Annotated in this window: 17 protein-coding genes; 9 read left to right on the top strand and 8 right to left on the bottom strand. The window is 64.4% G+C overall.

Annotation, left to right across the window (positions count from 1 at the left end; all coding sequences use genetic code 11):
• Nucleotides 1-50 precede the first annotated feature (50 nt).
• From OMP44_RS24040 to OMP44_RS24025, 4 genes are all read right to left on the bottom strand, one after another.
• The gene (locus tag OMP44_RS24040; protein ID WP_133861275.1) at nt 51-1,634 is read right to left on the bottom strand and encodes a peptide chain release factor 3; all 1,584 of its coding nucleotides are present in this window, start codon (nt 1,632-1,634) and stop codon (nt 51-53) included.
• A 94-nt stretch (nt 1,635-1,728) separates the two neighbouring features.
• Nucleotides 1,729-2,904, bottom strand: coding sequence for an acyltransferase family protein (locus OMP44_RS24035; protein ID WP_280311503.1), 1,176 nt, complete (start codon nt 2,902-2,904; stop codon nt 1,729-1,731).
• A gap of 297 nt (nt 2,905-3,201) precedes the next feature.
• A complete protein-coding gene (locus tag OMP44_RS24030) occupies nt 3,202-4,248 on the bottom strand; it encodes a glycoside hydrolase family 5 protein (RefSeq protein ID WP_280311502.1) in 1,047 nt (348 codons plus the stop codon).
• Between the two features lie 300 nt (nt 4,249-4,548).
• Entirely contained in the window at nt 4,549-4,740 is a 192-nt protein-coding gene (locus OMP44_RS24025) for a hypothetical protein (RefSeq protein WP_158891359.1), read from the bottom strand.
• A gap of 721 nt (nt 4,741-5,461) precedes the next feature.
• Here OMP44_RS24025 and OMP44_RS24020 point away from each other — a divergent pair.
• From OMP44_RS24020 to OMP44_RS24005, 4 genes are read left to right on the top strand one after another with little or no spacing between them, the layout of a single operon-like run.
• On the top strand, nt 5,462-6,172 hold the full coding sequence (locus OMP44_RS24020; protein WP_133861272.1) for an ABC transporter permease: 711 nt from the start codon (nt 5,462-5,464) through the stop codon (nt 6,170-6,172).
• Between the two features lie 9 nt (nt 6,173-6,181).
• Nucleotides 6,182-7,084, top strand: coding sequence for a glycine betaine ABC transporter substrate-binding protein (locus OMP44_RS24015; RefSeq protein WP_133861271.1), 903 nt, complete (start codon nt 6,182-6,184; stop codon nt 7,082-7,084).
• A 3-nt stretch (nt 7,085-7,087) separates the two neighbouring features.
• Entirely contained in the window at nt 7,088-7,747 is a 660-nt protein-coding gene (locus OMP44_RS24010; RefSeq protein ID WP_133861270.1) for an ABC transporter permease, read from the top strand.
• A 10-nt stretch (nt 7,748-7,757) separates the two neighbouring features.
• Nucleotides 7,758-8,912 (top strand): ABC transporter ATP-binding protein, encoded by a 1,155-nt coding sequence (locus OMP44_RS24005; RefSeq protein WP_263258826.1) that lies wholly within the window; start codon nt 7,758-7,760, stop codon nt 8,910-8,912.
• Nucleotides 8,913-9,151: 239 nt separating this feature from the next.
• Here OMP44_RS24005 and OMP44_RS24000 read toward each other — a convergent pair whose 3' ends face one another.
• Together OMP44_RS24000 and OMP44_RS23995 are read right to left on the bottom strand one after the other, a co-directional pair.
• Entirely contained in the window at nt 9,152-9,625 is a 474-nt protein-coding gene (locus OMP44_RS24000; RefSeq protein WP_405046304.1) for a L,D-transpeptidase family protein, read from the bottom strand.
• Between the two features lie 86 nt (nt 9,626-9,711).
• Nucleotides 9,712-10,266, bottom strand: a complete 555-nt coding sequence (locus OMP44_RS23995) for an NUDIX hydrolase (RefSeq protein ID WP_133861267.1) — start codon at nt 10,264-10,266, stop codon at nt 9,712-9,714.
• Nucleotides 10,267-10,393: 127 nt separating this feature from the next.
• On the opposite strand from OMP44_RS23995, the gene OMP44_RS23990 reads away from it, so the two are divergent.
• From OMP44_RS23990 to purT, 3 genes are all read left to right on the top strand, one after another.
• Entirely contained in the window at nt 10,394-10,981 is a 588-nt protein-coding gene (locus OMP44_RS23990; RefSeq protein WP_133861266.1) for a CoA pyrophosphatase, read from the top strand.
• A gap of 77 nt (nt 10,982-11,058) precedes the next feature.
• A complete protein-coding gene (locus OMP44_RS23985; protein ID WP_133861265.1) occupies nt 11,059-11,256 on the top strand; it encodes a DUF1289 domain-containing protein in 198 nt (65 codons plus the stop codon).
• Nucleotides 11,257-11,277: 21 nt separating this feature from the next.
• Nucleotides 11,278-12,459, top strand: a complete 1,182-nt coding sequence (gene purT / locus OMP44_RS23980; protein WP_133861264.1) for a formate-dependent phosphoribosylglycinamide formyltransferase — start codon at nt 11,278-11,280, stop codon at nt 12,457-12,459.
• A gap of 61 nt (nt 12,460-12,520) precedes the next feature.
• Here purT and OMP44_RS23975 read toward each other — a convergent pair whose 3' ends face one another.
• Together OMP44_RS23975 and OMP44_RS23970 are read right to left on the bottom strand one after the other, a co-directional pair.
• Nucleotides 12,521-13,825, bottom strand: coding sequence for an MFS transporter (locus tag OMP44_RS23975; protein ID WP_280311501.1), 1,305 nt, complete (start codon nt 13,823-13,825; stop codon nt 12,521-12,523).
• A 188-nt stretch (nt 13,826-14,013) separates the two neighbouring features.
• Nucleotides 14,014-14,814, bottom strand: coding sequence for a cytochrome C assembly family protein (locus OMP44_RS23970; RefSeq protein WP_187980225.1), 801 nt, complete (start codon nt 14,812-14,814; stop codon nt 14,014-14,016).
• Here OMP44_RS23970 and OMP44_RS25225 point away from each other — a divergent pair.
• Nucleotides 14,813-15,058, top strand: a complete 246-nt coding sequence (locus OMP44_RS25225) for a small membrane protein YohP (RefSeq protein ID WP_488803457.1) — start codon at nt 14,813-14,815, stop codon at nt 15,056-15,058. The genes OMP44_RS23970 and OMP44_RS25225 overlap by 2 nt on opposite strands.
• 176 nt (nt 15,059-15,234) lie before the next feature.
• On the top strand, nt 15,235-16,614 hold the full coding sequence (gene ffh / locus OMP44_RS23965) for a signal recognition particle protein (protein WP_280311500.1): 1,380 nt from the start codon (nt 15,235-15,237) through the stop codon (nt 16,612-16,614).
• Nucleotides 16,615-16,731 lie beyond the last annotated feature (117 nt).

The raw sequence follows: 16,731 nt of genomic DNA, 5'->3' as shown, positions 1-16,731 counted from the left end.
GAGGACGGTACGCCTGACCGGCGCCAGGTGCACCGGTCAGGCAGTAGGGCTTAATGGTGCTCGCGGGTGGCGCGGAATTTGATCTCCGGCCAGCGCTCTTCCATCAGCGCCAGATTGACCCGGGTCGGCGCCAGGTAGGTGAGGTGACCACCGCCATCCACCGCCAGGTTCTCGAAGGCCTTGTTCTTGAAGTCCTCGAGCTTCTTCTTGTCGTCGCACTCGATCCAGCGCGCCGACCAGACGTTGATGGCCTCGTAGGCGCACTCCACCTTGTATTCTTCCTTCAGGCGACTGGCGACCACATCGAACTGCAGCACGCCCACGGCGCCGAGCACGATGTCGTTGTTGCGCTCGGGGAAGAACACCTGGGTGGCGCCTTCCTCGGCCAGTTCCTGCAGGCCCTGGCGCAGCTGCTTGGATTTCAGCGGATCCTTCAGGCGCACGCGGCGGAACAGTTCCGGGGCGAAGTGGGGGATACCGGTGAAGCCCAGCAGCTCGCCTTCGGTGAAGGTGTCGCCGATCTGGATGGTGCCGTGGTTGTGCAGGCCGATGATGTCGCCGGCGAAGGCCTCTTCCAGGTGCTCGCGCTCGCTGGAGAAGAAGGTCAGGGCATCGGCGATCTTGAGGTCCTTCTTGATCCGCACGTGGCGCAGTTTCATGCCCTTCTCGTACCTGCCCGAGCAGATGCGCATGAAGGCGATGCGGTCGCGGTGCTTGGGATCCATGTTCGCCTGGATCTTGAACACGAAGCCGGAGAACTTCTCTTCCACCGGTTCCACCACCCGCTCGTGGGCGGCGCGCGACAGCGGGCGCGGCGCCCAGTCGACCACGGCGTCGAGCACCTGGTCGACGCCGAAATTGCCCAGGGCGGTACCAAAGAACACCGGGGTCATCTCGCCGCGCAGGAAGGCTTCGCCATCGAATTCGTGACAGGCGCCCTGCACCAGTTCCAGCTCCTCGACGAAGCGCTCATAGAGATCGCCCAGGTGGGCGCGGGCCTCGTCGGAGTCCAGCTTGTCGATGGTCTTGGTGGCGATGCGCTCGTGACCATGACCGGGGGTGTAGACGTAGATGCGGTCGTCCGAGAGGTGATAGACACCCTTGAAGTCGCGATAGCTGCCGATCGGCCAGGTGATGGGCGCGGCCTTGATCTTGAGCACCGCCTCGATCTCGTCGAGCAGTTCGATGGGGTCGCGGATGTCGCGGTCGAGCTTGTTGATGAAGCTGACGATGGGGGTGTCACGCAGGCGGCAGACGTCCATCAGGGCGATGGTGCGGGGTTCGACGCCCTTGCCACCGTCGAGCACCATCAGCGCCGAATCCACCGCGGTCAGGGTGCGGTAGGTGTCTTCGGAGAAGTCTTCGTGGCCGGGGGTGTCGAGCAGGTTGATCATGTGCTCGCGGTAGGGGAACTGCATCACCGAGGTGGTGATGGAAATGCCGCGCTGCTTTTCCATCTCCATCCAGTCGGAAGTCGCATGGCGGTCGGATTTGCGCGACTTCACCGTGCCCGCGACGGCGATGGCCTGGCCCATCAGCAGCAGCTTTTCGGTGATGGTGGTCTTGCCCGCATCGGGGTGGGAAATGATGGCGAAGGTACGGCGCTTGGCGACTTCGGCGGCCTGGGTGGTCATGGATGAACCTGGGCGGGAAGAAAAAAGAGGGGGCGGAGTATAGCAGAGGGCAGCCCCACCGGCTTGAGGTCGGTAGGGCTGCGCCAGGCGCCGCTCAGCGCTGCGGCTGGATGTTGCCGTCGCAGCAGGGCGGGGTGCGTTTGCGGCGGACCAGCCGCTTGCCCAGGGCCATGCCCGGGATCTCGATATACCTGTGGGTCAGGCAGGCGAAGGCGAAGACCACCGCCAGTTCCACCAGCACCACTAGGTTGTCCAGCACGACGCTACCCGTGGCGATGTAGCGGATCATGAAGGGCAGCGGCGCATCATGGGAGGGCGCCACCACCGTGAGGTCCTGGTGCAGCAGCTTGCCCAGCACGATGAAGGCGCTCTTGACCACAAAGATCACCGCGGCGTGGCACAGGTAGATCGAATAGGACAGCATCCCCAGGCGTACGAAGAGCCCTTGGTGCAGCACGCTGGAGACCAGACCGCGCTCGAAGGCGAAGGTGAGGACGGTGACGCAGAACACCAGGGTCGCCAGCACGCCCTTCTTGGGCACCGGCAGATCGGAGGTCATCACCGCGGCACCGGCGATCAGGCAGGCCAGCTCCAGCAGGGTGCCACCGAATTGCCCCTGGTTGTGCTGCTTGATCCAGACGTAGAGGCGATAGGTGCAGGCGCCGGCGAAAAAGCACGACAGGCCGCGGAAGATCTCGGTCTTCAGCGGCAGGAAGGGAAACAGCAGCTGCACGAAGGCCAGCAGGGCGATCGCCAGGAACCACTGGCGCTGATGACCCTGGCCCTTGAGCACCAGCAGACCGAAGATCAGATAGAGGTAGAACTCGATGCTGATGCTCCAGGACGGGTAGTTGAACGAACCGGTGATGGCCTGGCCCAGCCAGGATTGCAGCAGCAGCAGATTGGGCAGGAATTGCTCGGGTGCGGTAGCGCCGCTGAAAGCCGGATCGTTGAAGCCGACCCCCAGCTTTTCCGCCAGTAGGCGACCGCATTCCAGCAGTACATAGAGCCCGAGCATGGCCAGGTGCAGCGGCAGGATCCGCGCCGAGCGACTGATGGCGAAATCGCGATAGTCGTCCAGGGTCCGCAGACGGTTTTCGTAGGTGTGCATGAGCACGAAGCCGCTGAGCACGAAGAAGAATTCAACGAACAGGTAGGCATTGGCGATCAGCGGATTTTCCGAGGCGGCCTGAGCGACATAGGTATGGAACAGGACGACGGCGACGGCGAGCAGGCCGCGAAAGCTATCCAAAGCGACAAATCTTTCCATGGGAAATCCCTGAGGGTGCGGCAAGAAAGGCGAACGGATGCAGCGCTGCCGTTAGGGGGAAAGAGCACAGGGGTAGTGCGGAAATACGATAGCTGACATGGCATCCTTTCTCTTGTGCGTCGCAAGCGTCTTAATAGTCGCACTATTACTTGCTGTTACATTTTGATCGCTAAACGCCAGCAAGTTCTTGCCCGACCGTCCATGGCCAAGCGTTTTGTGATTGCAGTCACCGATTTCCGGACATGTTGTCGCATAACTGCAAGAAGGCGCCGCCTGGTTCGCCTGGCGGCGCTGCGGTCAGCGCGGGCCCAGTGCCTGGCAGCCGGCGGGCTTCACGTACTTCTGCAGCACGCTCCACTGCGGCCGGGGTTTGCCCTTGACCGGCTCGATTGCCAGCGGGTAGTCGCCCCAGTTGGGGCCGGCTGCCCAGTACATGGCCGGGATGCATTCCTGCCGCAGCCGTGCCAGCAACCTGTCCATGGCTGCCAGCCAGCGCGGATCGTTGTCGGGTACGCCGAACTCGCCGATGTGACCGCGCTTGCCGTGCTGCTTGAGCCAGGTGATGAAGGGCTCGACCCGGCGGATGCCGACATCCGGGTCGAAATCGGTCATATCCTTTTTGAGGTATTTGCCGCCACCGTCGTTGTCGAAATAGACGTGCGCCGAATAGATCAGGTTGTCGGCCGGATCCTTGAGGCCGAGCAGCTTGGCGTTGTAGCGCGGCCAGAGATAGCTGCTGGACCAGCCGTTGCCTTCGATCAGGATCGGTCGCGCCCGATCGACGTCACGCACGGCGTCGATGCCATGCTGCGCCGCCACCGGCCACTGCTCAACCGCATCGTGGGGCTCGTTCATGATGTCGTAGGCGGCCAGGGCAGGGTGCTCGTGCCAGCGCTGGGCGATTCGCTGCAGGACATCGGCATAGGCCGGATAGGGCACCGCCGCGCTGCCGATGATCTGGCCGCGGTATCTCATGTAGTTGTGCAGATCCAGGATCACGCTAATGCGATAGCGCTTGGCATTGTCCAGGGTCTGGTCGATCAGCTTGGCGTAGGCGGGGTCCAGGGGTTGCCCCAGACGCGGCTGTAGGCGCTCCCAGATGACCGGGAAGCGGATCACCCGGATACCCTTGGCCGCCCAGCGCCGGTAATGACCGGCGTCGGGAAAGAAATAGTTGGTGCCCGGTTTGCCCGGCAGTACGTGAGGGGCGAAGCCGGCGCCGGAGAAATTCAGGCCTATCAGATCGGTGGGAAAATCCCGCGGAGTGGCCTGGGTGACCGGTGTGGCTGCCAGGCTGAGCAGGGCGAACAGGGTTGTGATAGCGGATTTCAGGCGTAGCGTCATCGGCAAGGTCCCGGACAGTGACGGAAGACGTTGGGTGATCGGGCGCAGGGGCTCGACTCGCCATCAGGCCTGAAGAGACGCCGGGAAGTTGCAGTGCAACGCTCAGAAGGTGCGCCAGACAACGTTAATGCCAGGCGAAATCAGTGGAAATGCGAGCTGGGTAGGGCTGGCGGGCAGCGCAAAGCCGGACGTTGGGGTGTCTGGCGAGGGGCGGGATGAAAGCCGCTGGAGCGGGTAATGAGCTGCCTGTGACTACTTTCCATCGGTTGATGGCGCAGGCAGATCATTCGAAAGCGGTGTTTAGCGACGCAGGCAGATTCCAGCCCACTGCTCTGCTTCGCGGCGGGCCGAAGCCTCGTCATCGAAGTCGGCGATCAGGCCGCCATGAGCATAGACCACGACCCAATTTTCCACCTTGGGTTGCAGCAGCATTACCGGGGCAGAGGATAGAACAGCAGAGTCCAACGATGCACAAGCCGTCATGTCATTCATAACGTTCCCTTTGAAGTTAGCTCGATGAATAGTCTGTTTTTATGGCGGTACCAGGAATGGCGCTTGGTGCTATCACTGGGCCACCTATTGACCTTGGTATGGCTGAATGTTCCCTCAAAGCGTCAGCCACTCGTCGGCATGATAAAGAGGTGCCAAAACCTCGTCATCGCACTGGCGCACAAAAAGATGTTTCAGTGATGACCGTACGTCAGCTAGGCTGTGTGGCGCTCCACGAAACCGAGGCTGCTCGCGACGCTATCTGCGACCGGGTTCGCGCTGGTGCTGCAAAGCAGCTAACAGTAAGTGTATTAAATTTATCGTCACATATTTGTCAGCGGCTCTAGCCCGCGCCTCTCCCTTTTGATGCGATATGAAAGCCTCTCGCCCGGGCCTTTCACTCTGTCAAGTCATGCAGTTTTCGCGATCGGATTGGCATTGAGCGAGTCTATTGGGTTAGCCTGAAAAGGAGCTGACGAACTATCGACTGCGATGGGCGTCAATCTCTTCGGTCGAGGCAAGGCGCCATGTCGTTCCCCAGGGAGCGACACCCAAGGGCTAGGCAGATCCGAGATCCGCAGTGCCCCGTTGGTCCAGCCGGCATACCCGCCATGCCCTGCTGTGTCTCGACCCTGAACCCGGACAGCCGTCCTGCGCCTCGCTCCTGTCGCGAGGTCCGCACTCGGAAGGCATGCGGCCTGTCCGCCCGTTGAAGGAGCCTGACATGGCGAAGTTCAAGACCCTCCTGCTCGGCACGGCCGTGGGAGTGGTGATCCTGGCGCTGCTGGTGCACTGGATCGGTAGGGATACCCTCGCTACCTATCGCGCGGATCTGCTGTTCTATCTCCAGGCCCATCTCTACCTGGTGGTCGTTTCCATGGTATTGGCGCTGCTGGTGGGACTCCCCGCCGGGGTCCTGCTCAGTCGACCGCGATTCGCCCGCAGCGCCGAGCGCTTCATGCAGGTGTTCAACATCGGCAATACCGTCCCCCCGCTGGCGGTGCTGGCCATTGCCCTGGGCATCGTCGGCATTGGCGACGGACCGGCGATCCTGGCGCTGTTCCTCGCCTCGCTGCTGCCCATCGTGCGCAACACCTACGAGGGGCTGAAGAACGTGCCCGCCTCGCTCAAGGAAGCGGCCACCGGCATCGGCATGACGCCTGCCCAGGTGCTGACCAAGGTGGAGCTACCGAATGCCGTGCCCATCATCATCGGCGGGGTTCGGGTTGCCCTGGCGATCAATGTCGGCACCACGCCGCTGGTATTTCTCATCGGCGCCAACAGCCTGGGCAGCCTGATCTTTCCTGCCATCGCCCTGGAGAACCAGTCACAGCTGCTGCTGGGCGCCGCCGCTACCGCACTGCTGGCGCTGCTGCTGGATGGCCTGGTGCTGCTTGCCAGTCGCCTCTGGCTGGAACGCGGCCTGGCCCGCTAAGGAGACGAGATGAAGAAGTTGCTTATCGCCCTGGGCGCCGCCTGGTTCGGATTGACACTGGCCAGTGGTGCCCAGGCCGATCCGATCCGCATCGGTGCCAAGGTCTTCACCGAGCAGGCCATCCTCGCCGAACTCACCGGGCAGTATCTGTCCAGGCACGGCTACCAGCCGGAGATCGTCGGCGGCCTGGGCAGCACCATCGCTTGGAACGGCGTGAAGAACGCCCAGCTCGACCTCACCTGGGAATACACCGGTACTTCGCTGGTGGCCTACAACCATGTCACCGAACGACTGGACAAGGACGCCTCCTACCAGCGAGTCAAGCAGCTGGACGCCAAGGTCGGTCTGGCGTGGCTGGCGCCCACCCGCTTCAACAACACCTATGCCCTGGCGCTGCCGGAGAAGGTCGCCCGGCAGCATCCCGAACTCAACAGCATCAGTGACCTGGCCGGGCTGCTCAAGGCCGAGGCGGGCAAGCGGCACCTCACCGCGCTGGACATCGAGTTCGCCAACCGCTCCGACGGCCTCGCCGGTCTGGTCAAGGCCTATGGCCTGAGCTACACCCGCGATGACATCCGCCAGATGGACCCGGGCCTGGTCTACACCGCCCTGCGCAACGGCCAGGTCTTCACCGGTCTCGTCTACACCACCGACGGCCGCCTGGACGCCTTCAAGCTCAAGGTGCTGGAAGACGACAAGGGTTACTTCCCCGACTACACCGCCGCGCCGGTGGTGAACGCCCGTTACCTGGAAAGGCATCCGGATCTCGCCACGTTGCTCAAGCCCCTGGCGGAAAGCCTGGACCAGGCCACCATGCGCCAGCTCAACGCCAAGGTGGACATCGAGCGACAGACTCCGGCCCAGGTAGCTCGCGACTTCCTTGCCCAGCATCCCCTAGACGGAGGGCAGTGACCCATGGATTTCGTCACCTCCTTCAATCACATCGACTGGTTGCAGGTCCTCGAACTGACCCGCCAGCACATCACCCTGGTAGGCGTCGCCGTGACCCTGGCGATCCTAGTGGGCGTGCCCCTGGGCATCCTCATGACCCGCTACCCTGCGCTGGCCGGACCGCTGCAGGCGCTGGCAACGGTGGTCATGACGCTGCCTTCGATCGCCCTGTTCGGTCTCCTGCTGCCGTTCTACTCCAAGTTCGGCCAGGGCCTGGGTCCGCTGCCGGCGATCACCGCGGTGTTCCTCTATTCGCTGCTGCCGATCCTGAGAAACACCTATTTGGCGCTGACCAGCGTCGAACCGGGGATCCGCGAGGCGGGCGCCGGCATCGGCATGACCTTCTGGCAGCGCCTGCGGATGGTCGAGCTGCCCATCGCCCTGCCGGTGATCCTGGCCGGGGTGCGCACCGCCGTGGTCATGAACATCGGCGTCATGACCATCGCCGCCACCATCGGCGCCGGTGGCCTGGGCGTGCTCATCCTCACCGCCATCAGTCGCAGCGACATGGCCACTCTCATCGTCGGCGCCGTGCTGGTCAGCCTGCTGGCCATCGTCGCCGACCTCGTCCTGCAGTGGCTGCAACGCCGCCTCACCCCGCGCGGCCTGCGCAGCGCCTCTTAAGGAGCCCCAGATGATCGAACTCGACCGCCTGACCAAGACCTTCAAGCAGCACGGCAAGGACGTGACCGCAGTGGACGCCGTGAGCCTCACCGTGGAGGAGGGCCAGATCTGCGTCTTCCTCGGCCCCTCCGGCTGCGGCAAGACCACCACCCTGAAGATGATCAACCGCTTGATCGAACCCACCTCGGGACGGGTACTGATCAATGGCGAGGACACCACCGGCATTGACGAGGTGACCCTCAGAAGACACATCGGCTACGTGATCCAGCAGATCGGTCTGTTTCCCAACATGACCATCGAGGAAAACATCACCGTGGTGCCCAAGCTGCTGGGTTGGGACAAGAAGAGATGCCGCGAGCGCGCCACCGAGCTGATGAGCATGGTGCAGCTCGAACCCAAGCAGTACCTGTCGCGCTATCCGCGCGAACTCTCCGGCGGCCAGCAGCAGCGCATCGGGGTGATCCGCGCCCTGGCGGCCGAGGCGCCGCTGCTGCTGATGGACGAACCCTTCGGTGCGGTGGACCCGATCAACCGCGACGCTATCCAGAACGAGTTCTTCCAGATGCAGCGGGCGCTGAACAAGACGGTGATCATGGTCAGCCATGACATCGACGAAGCCATCCGCCTGGGCGACAAGATCGCCGTGTTCCGTGGCGGCCGCCTGGTGCAGTTCGACCATCCGGACACCCTGCTGGCCCATCCCAAGGATGAATTCGTCAGCAACTTCGTCGGCCAGGACAGCACCCTCAAGCGCCTCTTGCTGATCCGTGCCGAGGACGCGGCCGACAATGCGCCGTCGATCCAGGCCGAAACCCTGATCGGCGACGCCGTGGAGCTGATGGAAGAGCACGACCGCCGCCATGTGGTGGTGACGGATGCCGCCAACAAGGGCCTGGGCTACGTGCGTCGGCGTGACCTGCGCGGCCAGAGCGGGCCGGTGGCGCCCTTTGTCACCCCGTTCAAGGCCACCGCGGCCTTCGACGAGCACCTGCGCATCCTGCTGTCACGCATGTACCAGTTCAATACCTCCTGGCTGCCGGTGCTCAGCGCCGACAACGACTTCCTTGGCGAGGTCACCCAGGAGTCCATCGCCGACTATCTCAGCAGCGGTCGGTCGCGTGGCAAGACCACCATCGTCTCGCCGGCGGAGCAGGTGGCGGGGTAGGACAGGGGACGCCTATCGGCGCAGAGTCTGTGCAAAGGTTCGCGAGCCAGAGCCAAACAAGGCCTAGGCGCCCCCGCGAAGACACCTGAGGAAGCAGATCGGACTCGCGCTCGACCGGGCTCGCGCGCGAGTTTACGAAGGGTAGATGAGCATTGCGACGGGGCCGCCCAGGTCGGACTGGCGACCCAGGGCCTCTTCAACGCGGTTCGGCCGACGCGCAGCAGCCTTTGGATAGACTCTCAGGGGCGGATCTCGATCAGGGTGCCGTCCTTGACCAGGCCCCAGACCTCACGCATGTCATGGTTGGTCAGCGCGACGCAGCCATTGGTCCAGTTCAACGAGTTGAAGTACCACTCGGGGTATTCCTCGTCGATGGGCGTACCGTGCAGCATGATCATGCTGCCTGGGGGTACGCCAGCCTGATGCGCGCGGGCCAGATCCTCCCGGTTGGGATAGGAGATGTGCATGGCCAGGTTGAACTTGTCGCTGGTCTTGCGCCAGTCGATCCAGTAGAAGCCTTCCGGCGTACGCTGGTCGCCCTCGCGCAGCTTGGGGCCGCGGGGATTCTTGCCCAGCGAGATGCGATAGGACTTCATCACGGTATCGCCGCTGAGCAGCTGCAGCTGGTTGCGCGACTTGATCACCAGCACCTTGTCGATCAGCGGCGCGGCCGGCTGGCGGATCACCGTGACACTGGTGCTGGCCTGAGCCAGCTGGGGAAGCAACGAACCGCACAGCACATAGCAGAGCGCCAACAACAGGTGCAACGGACGCATGTCGGGAAGATCCTCGGAAGAGCTCAGGCAGGCTTGGGGGCGACCACCATGGGCGCCATGCCCTCGTGACGCAACGGATACTCGCCGCGACGGCGATCGGCGAAAAAGCATTCTAGTGTTCGCTTGATGGTCGGAAAAGCCAGAGACGACCAGGGGATGTCGGCTTCGTCCAGAAGGCGCACATCGAGACTTTCCTCGCCGACGGCAAAGCGGCCGTCGACCAGCTCGCCGCGGAACAGCATGTAGATCTGATCGATGTGCGGCAGATCGAAGAGGGTATAGAGCTCCAGGCCCTGCACCTGCGCGCCGGCTTCCTCGAGGGTCTCGCGGGCGGCGGCTTCGGTGGTGGTCTCGCCGTTTTCCATGAAGCCCGCCGGCAGCGTCCAGTAACCCTGGCGCGGCTCGATCGCGCGCTGGCAGAGCAGCACCTTGCCCTCCCAGGTCGCCAGGCAGCCAGCCACCACCCGCGGATTCTGATAATGCACTGCGCCGCACTGGCTGCAGACCAGGCGCATCCGGTTGTCACCCGCGGGAATGCGCGCTTCCAGCAGGCCGCCACAGTGATTGCAATGCTTCATGGTTCATCCTCGTTTTGCTGCAGTGTGCCGGGACGCTCCCGGGCCTCGCAAGCGATGGCAGGACTTGGGATTGCCCGGCGGGCATGCCATGATCCAGGGGATACGATGAGCAAGGGAGAATCTTGGCGTGGATGAGTTGCTCCAGCGCCTGCGTCACTATCAGCCGCGCACCCTGAGCGGCACCGAAAGCTACCAGGAAGCGGCGGTGCTGGTGCCCATCATTCGTGGCGAGCATCCCGAGTTGCTGCTCACCCTGAGGGCCAGCAACCTGTCCACCCACGGTGGCGAGGTGGCCCTGCCGGGCGGGCGGCGCGATCCCGAGGATGCCGACCTGGTGGCCACCGCCCTGCGCGAGGCCGAGGAAGAGGTCGGGCTGCCACCGGGTCTGGTGGAAGTCATCGCGCCCCTGAGTCCGCTGGTGTCGCGCTACGGCCTGGCGGTGACCCCCGTCGTCGCGCTAATTCCGGATCAGCTCGAATACATTCCCAGCGAAGCCGAGATCGCCGCGATCTTCACCGTGCCCCTGCGGTTCTTCTGCGAGGTGCCGCCGGATTACACCTTCCGGGTCGACCACGATGGCCTGCGCTGGCAGGTGCCCAGCTATCAATATGGCGAGCACCGCATCTGGGGGCTGACCGCGGTGATCATCGTCGAACTGGTCAACCTGCTGTACGACGCCGGCATCGTGCTCAAGGCACCGCCCAAGCGGGATTGAGCGGTATCGGCAAGGTAAAGGCACATGCCAAATTTGGTATTAACGGGCACAATGCGCGGCCATTCGAGGGAAGCCGCATGACCACCGCCGATTCACCCGTGCGTTCGCCCTGCGTCCATGTCTGTGCCCTGGACGAACAGGACATCTGCATCGGTTGCCAGCGCAGCGCCGCCGAGATCACCCGCTGGATGTCCATGAGCGAGAGCGAGCGCCGCGAGGTGCTGCTGCGTTGCGGCGAGCGGGCGCGAGCGAGCGGTGCGGCCTTCCTGACCTGATATCAGCCGGAGAGATCTGTCATGCCCCGTATCGGTACCCCCCTGTCCCCCAGCGCCACCCGCGTGCTGCTCTGCGGCTCCGGCGAACTGGGCAAGGAAGTCGTCATCGAACTGCAGCGCCTGGGCGTCGAAGTCATCGCCGTGGATCGCTATGCCGATGCCCCGGCCATGCAGGTCGCCCACCGCAGTCACGTCATCGACATGCTCGACGGTGCCGCCCTGCGCGCGGTGATCGAGCGCGAGCAGCCGCACTTCATCGTGCCGGAAATCGAAGCCATCGCCACCGCTACCCTGGTGGAGCTGGAAGGCGAGGGCTACACCGTGGTGCCTACCGCCCGTGCGGCCCAGCTGACCATGAATCGCGAAGGCATCCGTCGCCTCGCCGCCGAGGAACTGGGCCTGCCCACCTCGCCCTATTACTTCGCCGACACCTACGAAGACTACGCCGCCGCCGCCGAGGCGCTGGGCTATCCCTGCGTGGTCAAGCCGATCATGAGTTCCTCGGGCAAGGGCCAGAGTCTGCTGCGCAGCGCCGACGAGCTGCAGGCCGCCTGGCAGTACGCCCAGGAAGGCGGGCGTGCCGGCAAGGGCCGGGTGATCGTCGAGGGTTTCGTCGACTTCGACTACGAGATCACCCTGCTGACCGTGCGCCACGTCGGCGGCACCTCCTTCTGCGCACCGGTCGGGCATCGCCAGGTCAAGGGCGACTACCACGAGTCCTGGCAGCCCCAGGCCATGAGCGAGCAGGCCCTGGCCGAATCCGAACGGGTCGCTCGCGCCGTCACCGAGGCCCTGGGCGGTCGCGGTCTGTTCGGCGTGGAGCTGTTCGTCAAGGGCGACCAGGTCTGGTTCAGCGAGGTTTCGCCGCGGCCCCACGACACCGGCCTGGTGACCCTGATCTCCCAGGATCTCTCCGAATTCGCCCTGCATGCCCGGGCCATCCTCGGCCTGCCGATTCCCACCATCCGCCAGTTCGGTCCCTCGGCCTCGGCGGTGATCCTGGTGGACGGCGACTCGCGCCAGACCGCCTTCGCCAACCTCGGCGCGGCCCTGGCCGAACCCGACACCGCACTGCGTCTGTTCGGCAAGCCGGAGGTGAAGGGGCAGCGGCGCATGGGCGTGGCCCTGGCCCGCGATGAAAGCATCGAGGCCGCGCGGGCCAAGGCCGTGCGTGCGTCCCAGGCGGTGAAGGTCGAGTTGTAACGTCGTCTGCGCATCACGAAAAAAGGGCCCCGCGGGGCCCTTTTTTATTGGGTAGAAAAATCTACAGCGACTGGTCGCGCGTTTCGCGCATGCAGAGCACCGCCACCAGGCTGATGGCCGCCGCCGCCGAGACATAGCCGCCCACCCAGCTCAGGCCGCCGGCTTCCACCAGTTGCTGCGCGGCATAGGGCGCCAGGGAGGCGCCGAGGATGCCGCCCAGGTTGTAGGCCGCCGAGGCGCCGGTGTAGCGCACCCGGGTCGGGAAGATCTCCGGCAGCAGGGCGCCCATGGGGCCGAAGGTCATGCCCATGAGAAACAGCTCCAGGGCCAGGAACAGGCCGACCGCCTGGCTGGAACCATGGGTCAGCAGCGGCTCCATGGCAAAGCCCGACAGCAAGGCGGCGATAGCGCTCACCGCCAGTACCGGCTTGCGGCCGAAGCGATCCGCCAGCCAGGCCGAAAGCGGCGTGGCCAGGGCCATGAACAGCACCGCCACGCAGAGCAGGCCGAGGAATTCCTGGCGGCTGTAGCTGAGGTTCTTCACTCCGTAGCTCAGCGAGAACACCGTGGAGATGTAGAAGAGGGCGTAGCACACCACCATGCTCAGAGCGCCCAGCAGCACCGCCTTGCCGTGCTTGCCAAAGGTCTCGACCATGGGCAGGCGCAACTTCTCGCGACGGGCCATGGCCTCGGCGAACACCGGCGTCTCGTGCAGCGACAACCGCACATAGAGGCCGACCACCACCAGCAGGGCGCTGAGCAGGAAGGGGATGCGCCAGCCCCAGGCGCGGAATTGCTCGTCGTCCAGCAGCAGCGCCAGGGCCAGGAACAGGCCGTTGGCCATGAGGAAGCCGATGGAAGGGCCGAGCTGGGGGAACATGCCAAACCAGGCGCGCTTGCCGGGTGGGGCATTCTCGGTGGCCAGCAGCGCCGCGCCGCCCCATTCGCCACCCAGGCCCAGGCCCTGGCCGAATCTCAGCAGGCACAGCAGGATCGGTGCCCAGACGCCGATGCTGGCATAGCCGGGCAGGAGACCGATCAGGGTGGTGGAGATGCCCATCAGCAGCAGCGAGGCCACCAGCGTGGACTTGCGGCCGATGCGATCGCCGAAATGGCCGAACAGCAGCGAACCCAGGGGGCGCGCCAGGAAGGCGATGCCAAAGGTGATGAAGGCGCTGAGGGTCTGGGCCATGCCCGCGCCCTGGGGAAAGAATACCGGGCCGATCACCAGGGCCGCGGCCGTGGCATAGACATAGAAGTCGTAGAACTCGATGGCGGTGCCGATGAAGCTGGCGGTGGCCACGCGGGTGGGGGAATTGCGCGGCACGGAGGTGGGCGCGTCGAAGGCGGCAGCGGTCGTGGACATGCAGGGTTACCGGGCAGTCGTTCTTGTAGGAGGCGTCTGCCGGAGCGGCCCGATGGGGCAGCGGCTGTCCGAGGATGGGGACGGGCGGGACGACCTGTTATGACGTGCCGGGCGCGAAGCGGCTGTTGGCCGGGTCGCGCCGAACGTGGTTCGGTCGCCTGATTATGCAGGTAGTGGAACGACGACTGTCAACGATGCAGGATGAATTCCCGCACCAGCTTGCTACCGAAGTAGGCCAGCATCAGCAGGATGAAGCCCAGCAGCGTCCAGCGGATCGCCGTATGGCCGCGCCAGCCCAGGCGATGGCGACCCCACAGCAGGATGCCGAACACCACCCAGGCGATGCAGGAGAGCACCGTCTTGTGGATCAGGTGCTGGGCGAACATATCCTCGACAAAGAACCAGCCGGAGATCAGCGCCAGTGACAGCACTACCCAGCCAGCCCAGAGAAAGCCGAACAGCAGGCTTTCCATGGTCTGTAGCGGCGGAAAGCTGCGGATCAGTCCCGAGGGGTGCTTGTTCTTGAGTTGATGGTTCTGCAACAGCACCAGGCAGGACTGCAGCACCGCCAGGGTGAAGAGACCATAGGCGATGATCGACAGCAGTACGTGCACGACGATCCTGGGCGATACGTCCAGCGGGGTCACGGTGCCCGGCGGCACGAATTCGGCCAGCAGCGCGGTGACGGCGCCGAGGGGATAGACCAGCACCAGCAAGGGTTGCAGCGGCATGCGCAGGCAACCGATCAGCATCAGGGCGATGGCGGTCGCCGAGATCAGGCTCGAGGCGTCGAAGAAGTCCAGGCTCAGGGTCGGCTCGAGGATCAGCTGCAGGTAGACCGCCAGGGCGTGGGGCAGCAGGGCCAGGATGCCGGCACCCAGGACCAGGGGCTTGTTCGATGGCTGTTTGCGCAGCAGGCAACTGCCCTGGTAGAGGGTCGCGAGCAGATAGAGGGCGGCGGCCAGGAGGGTGGGCAGCAGGGCGTGCATGGTCCGGTTTCAGCAGAGCGGAAAGCAGGCGAGTGTGGCACAGACAGGGCGGTACAGAAAGTCTGAGCCGCGCCCTGGCGCCGGCTGGCCAGGCTGGGCGAACCCTTGCCGCCACCGGGTGGTCCCAAGAGGTACATATCTAGAAGAGGTCGCGACCATGCTTAAATTTCTCGGCGGTACCATGGGCATCATCTTTTTGATCGGCCTGGTGGTGGTCATCGGCATCTTCTCGCTGATTTTCTGATCCCGTCCCCTCGTGCACCGGCCTGGGCGCCGGTGCCTTTCCCTCCCTTCTCAGCTGCCCGCCGAATCGGGCACTGCTGACGGATTCATGCGGTACAGGCCCCAGCGGCTATCCCTGGTCAGGCGCTCTTTCGTTATACTTGTCGGTCAGCCGCCGTTTCTGCCCTGGATGTCCGCATGTTCGATAATCTCACAGACCGCCTGTCCCAAAGCCTGCGCCACATTACCGGCAAGGCCAAGCTCACCGAAGACAACATCAAGGACACCCTGCGCGAGGTGCGCATGGCGCTGCTCGAGGCAGACGTCGCCCTGCCGGTGGTCAAGGAGTTCGTCAACCGGGTCAAGGAGCGGGCGGTCGGCACCGAGGTGTCCAAGAGCCTGACGCCGGGACAGGCCTTCGTGAAGATCGTGCGCGCCGAACTCGAAGCCATCATGGGTGCGGCGAACGAGGATCTGGCGCTCAACGTCGCGCCGCCGGCGGTCATCCTCATGGCCGGCCTGCAGGGCGCGGGCAAGACCACCACCGCGGGCAAGCTGGCGCGCTTCCTCAAGGAGCGCAAGAAGAAGACCGTCATGGTCGTCTCCGCCGACGTCTACCGCCCGGCCGCCATCAAGCAGCTGGAGACCCTGGCCGGGGAGGTCGGGGTCATCTTCTTCCCCTCCGACATCAGCCAGAAGCCGGTGGAGATCGCCCAGGCCGCCATCCGTGAGGCCAAGCTCAAGTTCATTGACGTGGTCATCGTCGACACCGCCGGTCGCCTGCACATCGATAGCGAGATGATGGCGGAGATCCAGCAGGTCCATGCCGCCACTAGGCCGGCCGAGACCCTGTTCGTGGTCGACGCCATGACCGGTCAGGACGCCGCCAACACCGCCAAGGCCTTCAACGACGCCCTGCCGCTGACCGGCGTGATCCTGACCAAGGTCGATGGCGATGCCCGGGGCGGTGCCGCCCTGTCGGTCCGCCACATCACCGGCAAACCGATCAAATTCATCGGCATGGGCGAGAAGAGCGAAGCCCTCGACCCCTTCCACCCGGATCGCGTCGCCTCGCGCATCCTCGGCATGGGCGACGTCCTCTCGCTGATCGAGCAGGCCGAGCAGACCCTGGATCGCGAGAAGGCCGACAAACTGGCCAAGAAGCTCAAGAAGGGCAAGGGCTTCGATCTCGAAGACTTCCGCGACCAGTTGCGGCAGATGAAGAACATGGGCGGCCTGGGTTCGCTGATGGACAAGCTGCCGACCATGATGGGCGGCATGAACATCCAGCAGATGGGCAATGCCCAGGGCGCCGCGGAAAAGCATTTCAAGCAGATGGAAGCCATCATCGACTCCATGACCCCGGCCGAGCGCCGTGATCCGGAGCTGATCAGCGGCTCGCGCAAGAAGCGTATCGCTCTGGGTTCCGGTACCCAGGTGCAGGACGTCGGCCGCCTCATCAAGCAGCACAAGCAGATGCAGAAGATGATGAAGAAGGTCACCGCCAAGGGTGGCATGGCCAAGATGATGCGCGGGATGGGCAGCATGCTCCCCGGCGGCGGCATGCCCAAGATGTGATTTCCTGGTGCCGCCCGTCGCCAGATGGTCGGCACCGGCAAGGGCTCTGTGAAGGGCGTCGGCACCAGTGCTGATGCACCTTCGCGAGCGACGAGGCTCCGCTGCTGGAGTCTCCAG

The sequence above is a fragment of the Pseudomonas flavocrustae genome (genome assembly GCF_029872515.1).
Lineage (GTDB): Bacteria > Pseudomonadota > Gammaproteobacteria > Pseudomonadales > Pseudomonadaceae > Chryseomonas > Chryseomonas aestiva.
The sequence above is the reverse complement of the archived record's forward strand: the minus strand, read 5'-3'. Positions and strand labels throughout refer to the sequence as shown.